Raw genomic sequence first — 17,266 nt, forward strand, 5'->3', positions numbered from 1 at the left:
CTAATTTGATGGCTTTTTAGCCGCTAATTAGCCGCTAACAATGTTTAGGGATAAGGCATAAACCATGGTTACACCAATCATCATTATACTGTTGCTTTGCGGCCCGTTATTACTCGGTATCATCTATTCAAAGATAAGAGACGTACAGGTAGAAACAACAACGCTTGCCTGCTGGGGTCTCGGTATCGCATTTATGTTCTTTTTTATTGGCCATATCGTAAAAGCACAGGGAATGGTAGAAATGTTGCCTAGTTGGGTGCCATATAGACACCCTCTGGTGTACTTTACGGGTGTTATTGAACTTGTTGTGGCTGTTTTATTATTTATACCCAGTTATCAATTGGTTGCAGCAAAAGTGGCTATTGTCATTTTTATTCTGTTTTTTCCAGCAAACGTGTATGCAGCATTTAATAGTGTTGGATTGGGAGGGCATCAGTGGGGACCAGTTTATTTGCTCATTAGAGCACCACTGCAAATCATATTGATTGCTTGGTCATATTATATGTGCATAAAGCCGCTATCAATGCCAGCGGCTGAAATTAAATAAAGCTCAGCTCAAATAGAACATATAAACAGAAAGAAGAGTGAGATTTACCCGCTTCTTTTCTGCGTTTTGCGACTATTAATCGTTTATTTTTCACTCTTTGGGCAAGGCTTCCCAGCTAAATGACCAGCCACGATTTGTGCTATTTTTTCTGTTAGCCAGCTTGGACCTTCGTCAGTCATGTCATTGTGTTTTGCATTCGCTATCGTGACAACACAATCGTGGTATTTTTGCTTTTCTGCAGGGCTTGGCAACACCCCTTTGTCTGCTGGAAAATCGCTTGCTCGTATCGACAATACTTTTACATCAAGACTTCGCGGTAATGGCACTCTGCGATGGTCTAGTGTAATGATATGGTTTGCAAACGTAGCGCCGTGATTGATTAGCCAGGCTGAAATATCACCGCCATTTGAATGGCCAATTAAGAGGATATTCTCAAAATCAAAATTGGCGAACTTCGGCCTAAAGTGATCGCGAATAAACACCAGAGTATCTGCGCCTCGCTGCCAGTTTTCTGCACGTGTTTCGTATAAGTTTCCCTCAACGGAAAGCGGAGGATCCGTTGCAAGTTCATGACCCACAGTGATAACCAAATATTCAGCTTGGTTTAATATCTTGACCAAAAATTGATATTCGGTATGTGCAACACCATAACCGGCGCTTAGCAGTGCAACGGGACAAGTCTTGGTAGCTGAGCAGTTAACGGTATTAGATGGTTGATGAATTTCCACAGGAACTGCTCTATCACGGGTGTTGTCTACTATCGTTTTAGCTAAGGGAGATAATGGTAATAAGAATAATATTACCATTATTATCCTGCTCATATATTCTTCGGATAGTAAGCGTTGTATATGCATCAAAATGCCTTGTAAGAGTAATTTTTGTTACGAATTATTCACAATAATAGTAGCATATTCAAGTCTCACTGATTACCAAATTGAGTAAAGAATCCATACTTTCTTATCTATTTGTACTTCACTATGTGCTCTAGCTTCAGATAAGCTCCTATTATGGTTAACCAGTATAATAACCGTGACTTTGGCTTTGGCTTTGGCTTGTAATAGTTCATTTTCACTCCTGCTGCTGTGTCAATAACCTGAGTTCAGGTACTTAATTTATGACTGTATTTTGGGTCAAAGTATGGCAGGATACCAACGATAGTTAATTGCAATAAATATAAGTTGAGCTTATGGATAAGAGGTTAAGGCACTTAAGTGCACTACGCTGTTTTGAGAGTGCAGCCCGGCTTCAAAGTTATACCCAAGCTGCACTCGAATTAAACATTACTCAGGCGGCAGTAAGTCAACAAATGCGTCAACTGGAAAATGCACTTGCAGTTAAGCTTTTTGTAAGAAAAGGTCGCAATATGCACTTAACTGAAGCCGGAGAAGTGTTGTTGAGGTCAACTCAAGGCGCATTTACGCGCATAATTGACGGGCTGAATCAGATCCAAACGCAAGAGCTGGCGGGCAGTTTAACTATTACATCAACCCAGTCCTTCTGCTCTTTATGGCTAATGCCTAACCTAAGCTCGTTTTACGAAGCTCATGACGACATCCAAATTCGTGTGCTGGGCTCTAATCGCTTCGAAGATATTCGTTTAAACCATATTGATATCGCGATCCGGTTTTCTAATAAGAAAGAGTTAGCGTGTCCCACCGGACTTGAGCAGTTATATCTGGGGGAAGATAGCAACTACCCTGTTTGTTCACCTAGCTACAAAGAAGCGCTACAAATTAAATGTCCAAGTGATTTAGCAAGATGCAACCTTATCCACCACGATGATGATAAAGTGAGCTGGGAGCAGTGGTTTGAGACTCAAGGGATATGCGGTTCAAGTATATGTGCCAAAGGCCCACACACTCGAGTCTCTTCTAATGATATGGCCCTGAGTGCAGCACTTAAAGGCCATGGTGTGGCAATCGTTTCCAAAGAGCTATTTTTAGACTTTCAACAAGCTGGACTTATCGTGCAGCTTTTTGACATACCTCACCCTGTGGTATGGCAACGCTATGTGTTATTTGATCCCGATTCACCAAAAAGAGCTCGGATCCAAGTATTTATTGATTGGCTTATCAGCCACTTGCCATAAGGCCTAGTTATGGCTCACTAATTGAGCCTCTTTCGCATTATTTCATGAATGCGGAAGTAAATGTGAATTTGAAATAAATATTAAACTAAAATTTAACATTACCGAATTAGACTTCGTTCCCGCAAGGAAAACTAGCAAGGATGCCGACATTCAAATACCGAGGAAACGATGAAAGCTTACACTCTCACACCAGCCGTTTTGATGCTTACAAGTAGCGTTATCAGTGCGCAGCCGGAAGTTCACTACGAGTCTTGTAAATCCACTTTTAACTATTTAGCCGCACAGTATCAAGGTACGACAGATAAAAATAATTCAGGTTCGCAGTGGTGCTATTTAAAACAAAGTATCGAAGGCGCAACATGGGGTCATGTCAGAACAGAAACTATCCCAGAATTCAAAACGGTAACCGGAAAAGCGTGTAAAACGCCATCGGAGTATCAAGGTGAAAGGTTTTATGGCTGTACAACCCGAAATCACACCGCACCTTGGTGCTATGTCGAAGAGGGTGGCTGGGAAGAATGTCAACCAGAGGAGCCGCCAGCGCTGTTATCTCACACTCAACCCTTACAAAGTAAACGATTAGATAGAGTTGCGCTAGGCTCATGTTTCAAAACCAAAGGTGATATGCCCGAAGCGCTCGCGAAGTTAATTGGTCAGCAACCGGATTTGTTTCTTTGGTTAGGGGACAATATCTACGCAGATACCACTGATATGGCTGTGATGCGCCAGAAGTACGATGATAAAAAGAATAATAGTGAATATCGCAAGTTTTTAGAGGCTAAGATCCCGGTGATGGCGACTTGGGATGATCACGATTTTGGCTGGAATAATGAAGGCAAACATTATCCACAGAAAGCAAATGCGCAGAAAGAATATTTGCGTCACTTTGATGTCGATAAGACTGATCCAAGACTAAATGGTCAAGCTGGTATTTACGAAGCAAAAATGCTGGGTGGCTCGGGCGAAACCACACATGTGATCACATTGGATGCCCGTTACTTCCGCTCACCAACTTTCTCAAGTTATGGTGCGTGTGAAGGTGAAAGTAGCACCATATTGGGAGAGGCGCAGTGGCAATGGCTTGAGCAAGAGTTGCAAAAACCGTCAGAAATCAAGCTTATTGCAAGCGGCATTCAAGTGCTGCCCCCGCTACATCGAGGTAGAAGTAAAACTAGCTACTGTGCTTACGGAGACGGCAAAACGTTTAATGCTGCTATCGAGTCATTAGAAGAAACAAATATGTCAGGTACTAGTTATGAATCTTGGGCAGAGATGCCAGCACAAAGAGAGCGCTTGCTAAGGTTAGTACAAAAATCTGTGAATGAAGGAAAGACTAAAGCAGTTGTATTTTTGTCTGGCGATCAGCATTGGGGAGAGCTTCTGCAAAAGACTATTCCAGCAAGCAGCACATATGGTCAAGCGGTTAACGTCTATGAAGTAACAGCATCAGGGTTTGGTCAAAACTGGCCTTATCATATCGAAAACCCATTAAGATTACCGATTTACGCAGACGACAAGGGGGATGGCAATTTTGCCAAAGCATGCCAATTACCGTTCAAATATGCAGGTGTAACCTATCAAGGTTGTATCACGCGAGACAACGATAAACCTTGGTGTTATACCCAAGTGGATGATAACCAAAAAGGTATCGAAGGTGAGTGGGGCAACTGCGCGCCAGCAGGTGCCATTATTCCAACCGGACGAGTTGGTGCGATAAGCAAAGACATCGCAAAGTTGACAACATCTAACCGCCATTTGATCAATAAGTCGGGAAGTAATTACGGCTTGATAGATATTGATTGGCAAAATCGTGAACTAAAGATGTCTATTGAAACGGCAGACGAGGAAGCAGTCTCGACTATCATCAAGTTTTGATGTTTACTTATCAGCTGAGCCTAGTGTTCAGCTGATAGGTTAGTAACTCTTTGTAAACTATCGAAATAAAATGTATATTGCGTGCAATTTTAGAAAAAAGCAGTTAGACTGCTTACAGGAAAGTAATTAATACCAAATTAAAAGGACATTAATTTGAAATTTATCATCTCACTCATACCCGCATTTTTTTTGACTAAGTTAGTCTTTTACGTTACTAATTTTGAATATTTTTTATTCGAAGATCCCTTTGACTTCGGTAAGTTACTTATTGATATCAGCGTTTTTGGATTCTTTTATTTTATAGCTGTTTTAGTTTACGAGTACTTTTTCGGCGAAAAGTTAGAGCTCAAGCGGCAAGTATCGAGCAAAAGAACGAAAAGTTCAACGTAAGTCTATTGCGAACTCGAAGGCTTTTTATACGGTTCTAGTAAACGAAATACCAAAAATCCGACCGCGCTTAACACAATTGCGATTTCATATCGTTGATATGCGCTTGAGATCCCTATTGCACCGGTTAACCAAATACCTGCAGCGGTTGCAGTGCCATGCGTGGAGTTATCATTTTTCACAATCGAGCCGCCACCAATAAAACCAATTCCAGTGATAACACCGTACATTACTCTTGCTTGCGCTTCGTGTGACTCATAGACATCCATACTTGTTAAGATAAATGCACAACAGGAAATAGCGACTAATGGGAATGTTCTAAGCCCCGCGCTATCAGAGCGACTTTCTCTATTAATAGCCAAAGGTAATGTAAGTAAAAACGCAAAAATTATTTGGTAAAAGTGATACCAAATGAGTGCTAAGTCAAGATTAATCCAATCTGGCATTTTTTATCTCCTATACTGTTGTTGGGTTAATGCAAAAGGCATTCCTTTGAGTTGGCATAACCCATGCAACATGAAAGCGTCTATAACTTTTAGGAGAGAACAATGGATTTATTGAGGATCATAATTGCAATATTGCTTCCACCACTCGGTGTATTCTTACAAGTCGGTCTTGGCGGGGCTTTTTGGTTAAATATTTTGCTGACATTGTTGGGTTATATACCAGGAATTGTACATGCAGTGTGGGTGATCGCCCGTCGGTAAAAAACGGACAACAAGTAACAATAACACGGTAATCTTTGCAGGGAATTATCCTGCAAAGATCTCCAGCACGATAGGCATTACAGACAGTACAAGTAATGCAGCCATCACAAAATTAAACCACCTAAGGCTTTGCTCATTTTTTAACACGTACTTGAGTGATGAGCCAAACACCAACCAGATCCCAACACAAGGAAATGACACCAATAAAAAGACAATGGTGATCATCAAGTTTTGGCTCATAAAATCTGCGCCAGTGGAGGTATAAGTTGAAATAGCACCTATTGCCACAATCCACGCTTTTGCGTTTACCCACTGAAATAGTGCGCCTTTTACAAACGAAAAAGGTTGAGAGCTTGCGTCTGCATCCGTTGTAGGTGAAGACATCGCGACAAGGTAGGCAAGATATAGAAGATAAATGACGCCAATGCACTTTAAAATAAAGTGTAAATTAGGAAACAACTCAAAAAGCTGCGCAAAACCTAAGCCGACTAACAAAAGCATAATCGAAAAACCTACACAAATACCGCTTAGTAGTGGAATGCTTCTCCTTAAGCCAAAATTAACACCAGACGTCATTACCATAATATTGTTTGGCCCGGGTGTTACGGAAGATGCAATTGCAAATAAGGTAATGGCAACCAAATAGTCCATTAAACAGTCCTTTTTACCTACTGATAGCTTTATCGTTGTCGGATTATTAGTTCACTATTGGGGTTGTGTGTTAAATAGTCAATAGAAGAATAGCTGGGATGTTGTTTTTATATTTGTGATAAGATAACATATTTAAGGTTATGGTATAACATAAATATAAATAGGATCTCTCTCATGGTATTAAAAGGTAAACTTTTGGCAGTTGCCATTTCCGCAATTCTCCTTTCCGCTTGTGGTGGTACTGAACATACAATCGTAAAAGTAGACCCGCCAACACAAGACAATGGTAACGATAACGATGGTCATGATGATCACGATCATGGAGATGCGATCACAGACGCAAATGGTCGCCTGATAGTCACTAGTGCAGATAGTAACGTTGTGAATGTGTACTCAACGGCGGATAAATCACTTATTGACTCAATTGGTGTTACTCACTATCCAAAATATGTATATAGCTCTGAAAATCACCGCTTTGCTGTGTTGGTACAACGAGACCAAGGTTTAGTGGAATTTATTGATGGTGGTTTATATGAGGAAGAGCATGGCGACCATCACCATACTCATGAAGAAGCGCCTGCACTTGCTTCGTTCCATTTAGAATCAGTGAAGCCAACACACGTTACAGTGGGTGAGTCGGGTATTGCTGTATTCTCTGATGGCGACAAAGACAGTCAACAGAATGCCGGTGCAGCAATGTTCACTGAAGCGCATATTAGCGGCGAGCAAAGCGAAGTCGCTGCGCTACATTATGACACTTACATGCACGGTGCAGCGCAAGCTCGAGGCGAATTTCTAATTAGTACGATCAGAGACCCTCAAACCGAAACTTCTCTACCTTCGCAAATTGGTTTATATCATGCGCATGGTGACCATTTCCATCAAGAGCAAGTATTTAACGTAAGCTGTCCAGCACTTCACGGCAGCGCACAAAATGAAGAAGCAGTGGCATTTGGTTGTGGTGATGGTGTTGCGCTTATCACTCAGCAAGGCGAAAGCTTCAGTGCAGTAAAACTCGCCAATCCAGATTACTTTGCTGACGGGCAGCGAATTGGCACCCTTAAAGGTCACCATGATGCAGAGCAGTTTATCGCATCAGCAGGTAATGATGTGCTGATGGTTGACCCAGAGCATGGCCATATCGAAAAGCTTGAATGGCAAGTAAGTGATAACTATCGCATCGCGAGCTTTGGATTTAGCTTTGCGGGTGAGCATGTTGTAGTGATGGATACAGCAGGTAAGCTCAGCATTTTTGCCGGTCATGATCATGATGGTGAGCACCATTTTGAAGCAGCAGGTGAAGTACAAGTTAGCGATGCCGATTTAACTACGATGCCAGAAGGTCACGGTTTCCAAATTACATTCTCTCATTCAGAGCAAGCGGTATATGTGAGCGATCCAATTGCAAAACAAATCAAAAAGTTTGATTTAGAAGAAGCCAAACTAGTAGACACGTTTGAACTAGATTACGTACCAGAAAAACTAGTATGGCTTGGTATTGCAGCAGAGGAGTCTCACGACCATTAATACTTAGCTAACTCATGTAGTCCCTGACAATTTTTAACACTGTAGATAGTGGCTTTGCCACCTTAGTTAAGCTAAGGTGGCTTTTTTTAAGGAAAAAATATGAAAATTAGAGCAGCCACCATCAACGACTTAACCACACTTCTAGACTTAGAACAGCAAGTGATCGAAGCGGAGCGTCCGTATAACGCAGCAATCAAATCGCAAGACGCCAAATACTATGATCTTGAAAAATTACTCACTTGTTCGAATACGTTAGTGGTTGTTGGAGTAGTGTCAGAGCAAATAGTGGCGACAGGGTATGTGCAGATCAGAGCATCGAAACAGCAGCTACAACATTCGCAGCATGGTTATCTTGGTTTTATGTATGTAACACCTGAGCATCGTGGTAAAGGTTTGAATCAAGAGATCATGGAGCACTTAATCGCTTGGTGTAAAACCCAAAACGTCAACGATTTTTACCTTGATGTATACAGTAGTAACGCCGCAGCAATTCGCGCGTATGAAAAAGCGGGATTTACACCTTGCCTGCTGGAAATGAAGCTACACCTCTAGATTAACCAAAAATCACAGCCAACCTTTGTGTTTAAAGAATAGGTAAGGCGCAAAACCAGACAGTAGCATAATAGCAATGGCAAAAGGGTAGCCCCATGCCCAGTTTAGCTCTGGCATATTATTAAAATTCATTCCATACACACTGGCAACCACAGTGGGTGGCAAAAATACGACAGAGGCAATGGAGAAGGTTTTAATAATTTGGTTTTGTTCGATATTGATAAAACCCTGCGTAGAATCCATCAAAAAATTCACTTTATCGAAGAGAAAGGCGCAGTGCGACATTAAGGTTTCGATATCTCGTGTGACTTCCCGTAGCGTTTCTCGCTCCTCAGATTGCACCCCCACATGACGCATTAAAAACGAGATATTGCGCTGCGTATCCATCAAACATAAGCGCACTTTACCATTGGCATCTTCTAGCCTTGAAATACGACTAACGGCTTCTTCTAGATCTGAGTCTTCTTCCTCAAGTACATAGGCACTGAGCTTTTCAAGCTGGTGGTGCATATCCTCAAGCATATCCGCGTGGTTTTCGACTTTTTGATCGAACAAAGTCACTAACAGCTGTTTTGGGTTATCGCACGCCACTTGCCCTTTACGCGCACGTAGTCGCAGCAATCTAAAATCCGCAAGCTCGTCATCACGAATGGTTAATAAGCAGTTCTTTTGTAATAAGCAGGCCACGGTCACCGTATTAAAACGCCCATCATTGGGAGACATAAACAAAGCGTGTACATGCAGACCTTCGCTGTCGATAAAACAGCGCGAAGAGGCTTCAATTTCCTCTACGTCATCCGCACCAGGAAGGGTAATATTTAGCGTGTTTGCAAGGGCAACTCGCTCCTCCTCAGTGGGATTAATAGTATCTATCCAATGGGCGTTTTTGATCGCTATTTCAATCGGGGTGTCGGCGCTTGGTTCCATTTCGGAAATTACACCGTGTTCAATCGAAAAAAACCTCAGCATCTCATTACTCTACACGACGACTCTTTGGCAAAGTATAAGAGTGAATGTATTAATCAACAATGACAATCCAAAGGTTATCTGCAGATTATTCAGCTTGATAGGTGTAGATATTACGTGCCGCAACCGAGTTATTCATGATTGTTGTGTAATTAGCAATCAATTTAAAGCCATGGCGCTGAAATAGATGATTCACCGCTAAGGCATCTACTCGACAACGAGTGTGGATAGGTTGGCGAGTAGCGGCTAAGGTGTCTTGCAGTAATTGCTTGCCAATTCCTTTGCCGCGAATATTTGCATCAACCATAAAGTTCGAAATATAGAGGCCTGACGTAAGATCAAAGCGCGCCTTATCTTTAAAATGCGCGATTGGCACTAGCGACAAACTACCAATAAGTTGCTGTGTTGAATCATCAAAAATAACGCGTACTTCGCCTTCTTCGATTTCCTTTTCCATAAGCAAGCGAATGGCTGCTTGGTCTATTTCTTCATTACGTGGCGGCGCTGAAAAAGTCGCGATGTATAGCTCAGTAAGCTGCTCAACAATATCGCGGTTTGGGGTAGAGATTATTTCAATCATGCAGATGCGCTCCGTGTTTTTGGATCAGCTTGATAACTTTCAAGTAAGTGCTCAATATTACGTTTAAACAACTCGCTGGCATGTTCTGTTAGTACCGTATTTTTCGCTATCGCATGGCCTAGATACAAGTTGTATAGCTCGTACGCCGCGCACTGCGCATCAAGCTCAGGATGAAAAATACCGCTTTCTATCCCTTGCACAATTTTATGCTTAATATAGCTAAATAATCGGTTATGTTGCTCGGTAACTTTGGTATGAATCGGGCTGTCTGTATGGCAATTAAACTCAACCAACGCTTTGATAAACGGGCAAGTTGAATGTGGCTCATTAAATAGTTCACGAGTCCAGTCGGCCCAAATAGAAAAGAGCATCTTGAGTTGTACAAGGGGATCTTGGTGTCGTGCCGGTGCGACGACATGCAGCATAAATTGATCTTCACAGTAATCGAGGATCGCCAACTGCATATCTTCTTTACTGTCAAAATGCGAGATAAGCCCGCTGCGAGACAAGCCACAAAGCTTTGCCATAGAACCAATAGTGACTTCTATCAAGCCATATTGGCTACTAAAGCGCATACCTTGCTCTAAAATGGTTTGTCTCGTTCTCTCGCCTTTATTCATCACTTATGCAGTTATTCTTTGAGTAATACGTTGAATAACGCCAGTATCGCCTAAAATGCGGCGATGTCCAAGGCCTGAGGTTTGGATTAAACGTTCAGGAGCGGCTGCGATAAGCGACTCTACGTGTTCAAATGGCGCAAATCGGTCCTCGGTATCGTGAATAAATGTCGGCTTAAACTTAAGTACACCGTCGTGGAATTTATCTCGGATCAAATGCCAATGCGTGCCATACCTTGTGGTGATAGCGCCTAACACTTGGTGCAGCATTTTTTCAGAAATGCCCGCTCGCGCGACGCGCTCAAACATCAGCTCAAAAAACTGCACGGGAGTTGCAACATTAATAACCACGCGATTTTCTAGGCGATAATCTGGTAAGTTCATCAGCGCCACAGCGCCCATAGAATGGCCCACCAAAGCCACGATATCATGGCGATCGGCTTCTAGCTTTTCAATTAGAGTATCCAGTGCCTCAACAAAAGCCAGCAAATGGGCTTGCTTACCATGAGATTGCCCATGACCAACATGATCAACCGCCACCACACAAAATCCCGCTGCAACGAGTTCTGGGATCAAAGTATCAAAGCAACTGCTGTTATCGGCCCAACCATGACTTAACACAACGGTCTTCGGGCCAAGGCCAAACACGTTTACATGAACGCGACCGAGCGAGGTAAGAATATTGAATTCACCATTGGGTTTTTTATTTTTAAACTGATATTGACGCTTACCATGCGGGCTCATCAGTAATACCTGACCTAACCTCGAAGTAATAGGTGGCGCAAGCGTGCACATAAGCCCTGTGATCCCCCGGCTTATCTTGGTGATAAGCGAGCCGTCTTTATCGTTAAAGTAGCTGAATTTCATCCTGACCTCTAAAAAAGAACACTTGTACTTTTATTAAAATAGAACAACTGTACTTTTTTGTAAAGCATAACAATCACCTTTTAATATTGCAGCTGGTTAACTATGCGATACACCCCCATCATGTTGGAGCTGGTTCGCCCAGCGATCTTTATAAGGCACCAACCGCTGCACAACGCACCTTATACTGACTCCAGACCACCGCGTAGGAGCTGGTTCACCCAGCGATCTTTTAAGGAACCAACCGCAGCACAAAGCCCCTTATACTGACTCCACACCTCCTCGTAGGAGCTGGTTCACCCAGCGATCTTTGTAAAGCGTCAACCGTTGTACAAAGCCCCTTATAAGGACTCCACACCACCGCGTAGGAGCTGGTTCACCCAGCGATCTTTGTAAAGCGTCAACCGCTGCACAAAGCACCTTATACGGACTCCACACCACCGCGTAGGAGCTAGTTTACCCAGCGATCTTTTTAAAACGCCGGCTGCGGATTACTCAAGGCTATGAGGGGCATACCCTCAAAAAGGTTTGTCTCTAAAAGCACCGTATAAAGTGAAAAACGATGAAAATATTTCAATTTACGTAAAATTTCCCTGAATTTATGTACTTTTTATGTGATGTGGTCGTGATTGGCTTGTCTTTATATTTAACTAAATGTAATGTTTGGGTTAATTCAAATAATACCGTAAAATGACAGTGGATTAATGCAAACACCAGAGGAATATGAGGTAAGCCAGCGGATAGGTAGGTTAATACTTGGGTTAAAGCGTACCAGAGGTATGACCCGAGAAGATGTCTGTAAACGTTTAGGTATAGGCTCGCGCACGTTAGACAATTACTTAAACGGGGTGAGCTCATTTAAACTTGGGACATTGTTAAAGTTTGCAGATCTATGCAAGGTAAAGCTGGCTGATATTTTGGATGATACCGAGGCGCTGAAGCGCTTGTATCCAGAGGATATTAAAGACAAAGGCAATATCTTTTTGCTATTTACGGGCTATTTTGTCGGCGTTATGGTGCTTGAATTTACCTTATTTGCTTTTCTTATTTTGTTATTGTTTTATGCGCGTAATGACAAGAATAGCCAAAGCATTGTTGCAATTTTTATATTTGCTTTTTCGTTAGAAATCGTTGTTGCATACTGGTTGAATTATGTCGTCTTCCCAGCTATTGAAAGCTATTACATTGAAAATATCTATGCTTTTGCAGCTCAACTTTTACTGAGTTTACTGCTGGCGTTCATGATCAAATACAGAATGTTTTTAGGTGCGTGGTTTACCAAAGGGAATTCAGCCAACATTTTTGAGAAGAACCAAGTAGATGCGCCGCTTTATGCACTAGCATGTACGTTAGCTTTGATTGATTTTGCCGCATTGATGGAAAACTTTATCCGTAACCTAGAGCGTTTAGGAATAAGTGAAGAAGTTGCCAAACCATTTTGGGAGCTAGCCTTTATTTATAATTACTTTGCTTATATTAAGGCCGTGCCTTATCTGCTCTGCATGTTTGTTTTATACGCAGGAATAACAGCGCGCCGTAAGCAGGTTTTAAATAAAGCAAATGCTGCGCCCATACAATAATGTGAAGATTTTCCCATAAAAATAGAGAAGTCTGTGTGTTTTTAATTATTGATTTTATTGGTCTGCTAAATAACAAATAAGCGGGTGTAGTAAGGGTTGCTTAAATCAATTGATACCAAAAATTCAAATATAATGATAAGTTTGTTTCTGTTTTGGGTTGTTTTGCGAGTGTGCACCTAAAAATAGTACTGTCATCTACTTGTCTTTATATTTAACTGGATGTAAACTTTTGGTTAATTTGGTTGGGGTGATTGAGAGATATGGTGGGGCGATGCAGACGCCAGAAGAATACGAGGTAAGCCAGCGTATCGGCCGACTGATACGTGGGCTAAAGCGCAAAAAAGGGATGACCCGAGAAGAGGTTAGCCGGCGTTTAGGTGTGGGTGACAGGACCCTTGATAACTATTTAAATGGCTCTAGCTCCTTTAAGCTTGGGACATTGCTTCGGTTTGCTGAAATCTGTAAAGTAAAGTTATCAGATATTTTAGAAGATACAGATAAGCTCTCCGGCCTGTATGGAGAAAAAAGTGAGGAAAAGAACAATGAAGGCTGCACAGAAAAAGCCGATAAAAATAGTCCTTAGTCGTTCATTGTGTAAGCTAGTTATTGGTGGCACAGGTGTGAGTACTGGAGGAGGTCCCAGAGTTCAAAATGAAGTTTCTCCAAATGAAAAGTCTAATGGTTAAGGTGTGTCATGAAAAGTTTGTTTAACCTATCTTTATTAACCTGTATTGTCGCAACAATTTGTGCAACTTTTGTTAGTGCGACTGTTTTAGAACTCTTTTTTCCTGTCGCTTTACTAGTCTTAGTCGTAATGTCCAAAGATGATATTAATAGTCAACTCTTGACATTATGCTTTGCATTTGTGTTTACTTTATCGGCTATTACCTTGTATGCACTTAAAACGATGATATTCCCGCTGATAGGTAGTAACTTTCTCGAAAATACATACATATTTTCTGCTCAGCTAATACTCAGTCTATTATTACTGTTTATACTGAAACATAGAATGACCATTGCTGTAATAATAACGAAAGGGAAATCCGCGTCGGTATTTGAAAAAAATTATGCAGAAGGTCCACTATATTTTCTAGTACTTTTACTTGTTTTTACTGATTTCTCTGCCTTAATGGAGAATTTTCTTCGTAATCTAGACCGGATGGGAGTTAATGAGGAGACTGCCAAGATGTTTTGGGAAGTAACTTTCTTTTTTGATTACTTTGCATACTTGAAAGCCGTCCCAATATTTTTGTGTATCTTTCTTCTGTATATAGGTTTAATAGTACGAACTAAAAGGCAGCAAATCCAAAATTAGCTAAATCTTATGTAAACGCAGTAGCTTTCGAATACTGCGTTTCAATTTCATATTGCAAACATCTGCCACAGTTAGAAAGCATGAGCATTTTATTCTCCTAGTTATGTTTCAACCTCAATACCTATGCAGCTCTCATCTATTAGAGCATGTACTTGTCTTTATATTAAACAAAATGTAATGTTTGGGTTAATTTGATGTTTTGGTTAAAGGGAAAGCGGGGCGATGCAAACGCCAGAAGAGTACGAAGTAAGCCAGCGTATAGGACTACTAATAAAGGGCCTTAAGCATAAACGCGGGATGTCGCGAGAAGATATATGCCGCCACCTCGGGATTGGCATGCGAACGCTAGACAACTACCTTAATGGTGTTAGCTCTTTTAAGCTTGGCACGTTAATGAAGTTTGCCGATCTCTGCAGAGTTAAACTCGCTGATATTTTGGATGATACCGAAGCGCTCTCGCGACTATATCCAGACAATATGAAGGACAAAGGGAGTATTCTTACGCTTATCTTGGGATCTATTGCTGGGTATTTTCTTATTTTCGAATCTATCGTATTCCTCCTTCTATTACTTTTGTTTTGTTGCTGCTACAAAGATAAGAATAGTCAAACTATCACAGGCATTTTCCTCTTTATTTTTGCACTTGAGGTCGTTGTCGCATACCTCTTGAGGTTCATTATTTTCCCAGCTGTTGAAAGCTATTTTTTCGAGAATATTTATGCTTTTGGGTTGCAGTTAACTCTTAGCCTCATGTTACTGTTTTTACTTAAACATAGAATGACGATTAGTGTATTTTTAACTCAGGGAAGATCTGCATCTGTATTTGAAAAGAATGGCATAGAAGCCCCAATTTATTTTTTAGCAATGACGTTAGTGCTTATCGATTTTTTGGCCCTCATGGAAAATTTTCTGCGTAACTTGGATCGCTTAGGTATGAGTGAGGAGCTAGCTAAAACTTTTTGGGAGGTTACCTTCTTTTATGATTATTTTGAATATCTCAAGACTATCCCAGCTTTTCTCTGCATCGCTTTACTCTATGTTGGGTTTATAGCTCGAAGACATGCTCCGTTACAAGTTAGAGCTACACTGTAACTTTAGTAATAACAGGTTCAGTACTAATTGATAGTTTAATATAAAAGGATAGTGAGGCGATGCAAACGCCAGAAGAATACGAAGTAAGCCAACGCATAGGGCTACTAATAAAAGGGCTTAAGCATAAACACGGGATGTCGCGAGAAGATATATGCCGCCACCTCGGGATTGGCATGCGAACGCTAGACAACTACCTTAATGGCGTTAGCTCTTTTAAGCTTGGTACGTTAATGAAGTTTGCCGACCTCTGCAGAGTTAAACTCGCCGATATTTTAGATGATACCGAAGCGCTCTCACGACTGTATCCAGACAATATGAAAGACAAAAGCAGTATTCTTACATTGCTTTTTGGCTTAGGTACAACCGCTATGCTTTTCGAGTCGGTTTTCTTGCTTTTATTAATAGCGCTGCTTTGCTATTCATATAAGGACAAAAACAGTCAATGCATGGTCGCAACTTTTGTCACTGCTTATATATTAACGAATGTAGCTAACTACTGGCTGCATTTTGTTCTTTTTCCCGTGGTTACTAATGCCTTCTATCAAAATATTTATGCTTTCTCAACTAACTTGTCTTTAAGCTTACTTTTATTCATTTTACTTAAATATAGAATGAAATTTGCTGTATTTATCACGCGAGGCAGGTCTGAAGATGTCTTTGAGAAAAACCCTATCGAGGCACCTCTGTGCTTCCTAGCAATGATGATAGCGCTCATTGATTTTTGCGCATTGATGGAAAATTTTATTCGCAACTTAGAGCATATCGGTATGGATGAAGATTTCGCTAAAACATTCTGGGAATTAACTTTCTTTTATGATTATTACGAATACATTAAAGCCCCGCCGATCTTACTCAGTTTAGTACTCCTCTATGCAGGAATACTCGCACGGAAAAGAAATACGCAGCAGCCCCAAAGTACGTAGTAATAAGTCGATAAGTAAATCACGGAATAAGGAGACGGCGGGCTGATGCAAACGCCAGAAGAGTATGAAGTAAGCCAGCGTATAGGACTACTAATAAAGGGCCTTAAGCATAAACGCGGGATGTCGCGAGAAGATATATGCCGCCACCTCGGGATTGGCATGCGAACGCTAGACAACTACCTTAATGGTGTTAGCTCTTTTAAGCTTGGCACGTTAATGAAGTTTGCCGATCTCTGCAGAGTTAAACTCGCTGATATTTTGGATGATACCGAAGCGCTCTCGCGACTATATCCAGACAATATGAAGGACAAAGGTAGTATTCTTACGCTAATCTTGGGTTCGGCTTTTGGCGTAATTATTTTTGAATCTACTTTATTTATCTTATTGTTAGTTTTGTTCTTTTACTCTTACAAAGACAAAAATAGTCAGCTGTTGACGCTTTGCTTTGTAGTAGTATTTTTGTGTTCAACGGTAGCTGTATATACACTGGAGAACTTTATTTATCCGATAGTGGATAACAATTTTATAGGAAACTCTTGTGCATTCTTCATCCAGCTATCACTCAGCCTTTTATTACTCTTTTTGCTAAAACATCGGATGGCTTTTGCGGTGTTGCTTACCCGAGGAAGAAGTGCCTCTGTGTTTGAAAAAAACTATGCGGAGGGGCCATTACATTTCTTAGTTTTGACCTTAGCGTTAATAGATTTTTTTGCCTTAATGGAAAACTTTCTCCGTAACCTAGATAGAATGGGTATAAATGAAGAAACCGCAAAGGTGTTCTGGGAAGTAACCTTCTTTTATGACTATTTTGCTTACTTAAAATCAGTGCCTATGCTGCTGTGTGTCGCGGTACTTTATATCGGGTTTATAGCTCGAAGAAATGCTCCGCTACAAGTTGGGTATCTTGGGGCAGCACCAAAATAGGGCTGTTAACATATCGTGCTGTATGTGGATTAGCACTCGCTACAATTCAGGCATTAAACGTGTGTGGGGT

General features: G+C 41.2%; 18 protein-coding genes and 1 pseudogene. 12 read left to right on the forward strand and 7 right to left on the reverse strand.

Annotated elements, in window-relative coordinates; translation table 11 throughout:
* Nucleotides 1-64: 64 nt before the first annotated feature.
* Nucleotides 65-547 (forward strand): DoxX family protein, encoded by a 483-nt coding sequence (locus CWC29_RS21115; protein WP_138523366.1) that lies wholly within the window; start codon nucleotides 65-67, stop codon nucleotides 545-547.
* A gap of 83 nt (nucleotides 548-630) precedes the next feature.
* On the opposite strand, the gene CWC29_RS21120 is transcribed toward CWC29_RS21115, so the two are convergent.
* A complete protein-coding gene (locus tag CWC29_RS21120; RefSeq protein ID WP_235956707.1) occupies nucleotides 631-1,353 on the reverse strand; it encodes an alpha/beta hydrolase in 723 nt (240 codons plus the stop codon).
* 380 nt (nucleotides 1,354-1,733) lie between these two features.
* On the opposite strand from CWC29_RS21120, the gene CWC29_RS21125 reads away from it, so the two are divergent.
* Both CWC29_RS21125 and CWC29_RS21130 read left to right on the forward strand, forming a co-directional pair.
* Nucleotides 1,734-2,636, forward strand: a complete 903-nt coding sequence (locus CWC29_RS21125; RefSeq protein ID WP_138523364.1) for a LysR substrate-binding domain-containing protein — start codon at nucleotides 1,734-1,736, stop codon at nucleotides 2,634-2,636.
* A gap of 168 nt (nucleotides 2,637-2,804) precedes the next feature.
* Complete coding sequence (locus CWC29_RS21130) at nucleotides 2,805-4,511, forward strand: alkaline phosphatase D family protein (RefSeq protein ID WP_138523362.1); 1,707 nt, start codon at nucleotides 2,805-2,807, stop codon at nucleotides 4,509-4,511.
* A gap of 392 nt (nucleotides 4,512-4,903) precedes the next feature.
* Here CWC29_RS21130 and CWC29_RS21140 read toward each other — a convergent pair whose 3' ends face one another.
* Nucleotides 4,904-5,344 (reverse strand): MgtC/SapB family protein, encoded by a 441-nt coding sequence (locus tag CWC29_RS21140; protein ID WP_128727444.1) that lies wholly within the window; start codon nucleotides 5,342-5,344, stop codon nucleotides 4,904-4,906.
* Between the two features lie 102 nt (nucleotides 5,345-5,446).
* Here CWC29_RS21140 and CWC29_RS21145 point away from each other — a divergent pair, with 102 nt between their 5' ends.
* Nucleotides 5,447-5,605 (forward strand): YqaE/Pmp3 family membrane protein, encoded by a 159-nt coding sequence (locus CWC29_RS21145; RefSeq protein ID WP_010369885.1) that lies wholly within the window; start codon nucleotides 5,447-5,449, stop codon nucleotides 5,603-5,605.
* A gap of 45 nt (nucleotides 5,606-5,650) precedes the next feature.
* Here the strand turns inward: CWC29_RS21145 and CWC29_RS21150 are convergent, their stop codons facing one another.
* Nucleotides 5,651-6,256, reverse strand: a complete 606-nt coding sequence (locus CWC29_RS21150) for a LysE family translocator (protein WP_128727443.1) — start codon at nucleotides 6,254-6,256, stop codon at nucleotides 5,651-5,653.
* Between the two features lie 174 nt (nucleotides 6,257-6,430).
* On the opposite strand from CWC29_RS21150, the gene CWC29_RS21155 reads away from it, so the two are divergent.
* Together CWC29_RS21155 and CWC29_RS21160 are read left to right on the forward strand one after the other, a co-directional pair.
* Nucleotides 6,431-7,783, forward strand: coding sequence for a YncE family protein (locus CWC29_RS21155; protein ID WP_128727442.1), 1,353 nt, complete (start codon nucleotides 6,431-6,433; stop codon nucleotides 7,781-7,783).
* A 99-nt stretch (nucleotides 7,784-7,882) separates the two neighbouring features.
* The gene (locus CWC29_RS21160) at nucleotides 7,883-8,335 is read left to right on the forward strand and encodes a GNAT family N-acetyltransferase (RefSeq protein ID WP_039496544.1); all 453 of its coding nucleotides are present in this window, start codon (nucleotides 7,883-7,885) and stop codon (nucleotides 8,333-8,335) included.
* A 12-nt stretch (nucleotides 8,336-8,347) separates the two neighbouring features.
* Here CWC29_RS21160 and corA read toward each other — a convergent pair whose 3' ends face one another.
* The 4 genes from corA to CWC29_RS21180 all read right to left on the reverse strand — a co-directional run bounded on the left by corA (nucleotide 8,348) and on the right by CWC29_RS21180 (nucleotide 11,365).
* Nucleotides 8,348-9,304: a magnesium/cobalt transporter CorA gene (gene corA / locus CWC29_RS21165; protein ID WP_010603700.1), complete on the reverse strand. Its 957-nt coding sequence runs from the start codon at nucleotides 9,302-9,304 to the stop codon at nucleotides 8,348-8,350.
* 85 nt (nucleotides 9,305-9,389) lie between these two features.
* Nucleotides 9,390-9,881 (reverse strand): GNAT family N-acetyltransferase, encoded by a 492-nt coding sequence (locus CWC29_RS21170; protein ID WP_039496546.1) that lies wholly within the window; start codon nucleotides 9,879-9,881, stop codon nucleotides 9,390-9,392.
* Complete coding sequence (locus tag CWC29_RS21175) at nucleotides 9,878-10,501, reverse strand: TetR/AcrR family transcriptional regulator (RefSeq protein ID WP_039496548.1); 624 nt, start codon at nucleotides 10,499-10,501, stop codon at nucleotides 9,878-9,880. Before CWC29_RS21175 ends, CWC29_RS21170 begins: the two co-directional genes overlap by 4 nt.
* Before the next feature lie 3 nt (nucleotides 10,502-10,504).
* Nucleotides 10,505-11,365 carry an alpha/beta fold hydrolase gene (locus tag CWC29_RS21180; RefSeq protein WP_138523360.1) on the reverse strand — a complete coding sequence of 287 codons (861 nt, stop codon included), beginning with the start codon at nucleotides 11,363-11,365 and terminating at the stop codon, nucleotides 10,505-10,507.
* 701 nt (nucleotides 11,366-12,066) lie between these two features.
* Here CWC29_RS21180 and CWC29_RS21185 point away from each other — a divergent pair.
* The 6 genes and pseudogenes from CWC29_RS21185 (at nucleotide 12,067) to CWC29_RS21210 (ending at nucleotide 17,196) form a co-directional block, all read left to right on the forward strand.
* A complete protein-coding gene (locus CWC29_RS21185; RefSeq protein WP_138524945.1) occupies nucleotides 12,067-12,942 on the forward strand; it encodes a helix-turn-helix domain-containing protein in 876 nt (291 codons plus the stop codon).
* 271 nt (nucleotides 12,943-13,213) lie between these two features.
* Nucleotides 13,214-13,486 (forward strand): annotated as a pseudogene (locus CWC29_RS21190) (helix-turn-helix domain-containing protein); the annotation flags it as partial.
* 150 nt (nucleotides 13,487-13,636) lie between these two features.
* A complete protein-coding gene (locus tag CWC29_RS21195; RefSeq protein ID WP_138524950.1) occupies nucleotides 13,637-14,257 on the forward strand; it encodes a hypothetical protein in 621 nt (206 codons plus the stop codon).
* 222 nt (nucleotides 14,258-14,479) lie between these two features.
* Complete coding sequence (locus CWC29_RS21200) at nucleotides 14,480-15,349, forward strand: helix-turn-helix domain-containing protein (RefSeq protein WP_138524952.1); 870 nt, start codon at nucleotides 14,480-14,482, stop codon at nucleotides 15,347-15,349.
* Between the two features lie 59 nt (nucleotides 15,350-15,408).
* Entirely contained in the window at nucleotides 15,409-16,272 is an 864-nt protein-coding gene (locus CWC29_RS21205) for a helix-turn-helix domain-containing protein (RefSeq protein ID WP_138524954.1), read from the forward strand.
* A gap of 45 nt (nucleotides 16,273-16,317) precedes the next feature.
* A complete protein-coding gene (locus CWC29_RS21210) occupies nucleotides 16,318-17,196 on the forward strand; it encodes a helix-turn-helix domain-containing protein (protein ID WP_138524956.1) in 879 nt (292 codons plus the stop codon).
* Nucleotides 17,197-17,266 lie beyond the last annotated feature (70 nt).

The sequence above is a fragment of the Pseudoalteromonas galatheae genome (assembly GCF_005886105.2).
Taxonomy (GTDB): Bacteria; Pseudomonadota; Gammaproteobacteria; order Enterobacterales; family Alteromonadaceae; genus Pseudoalteromonas; species Pseudoalteromonas galatheae.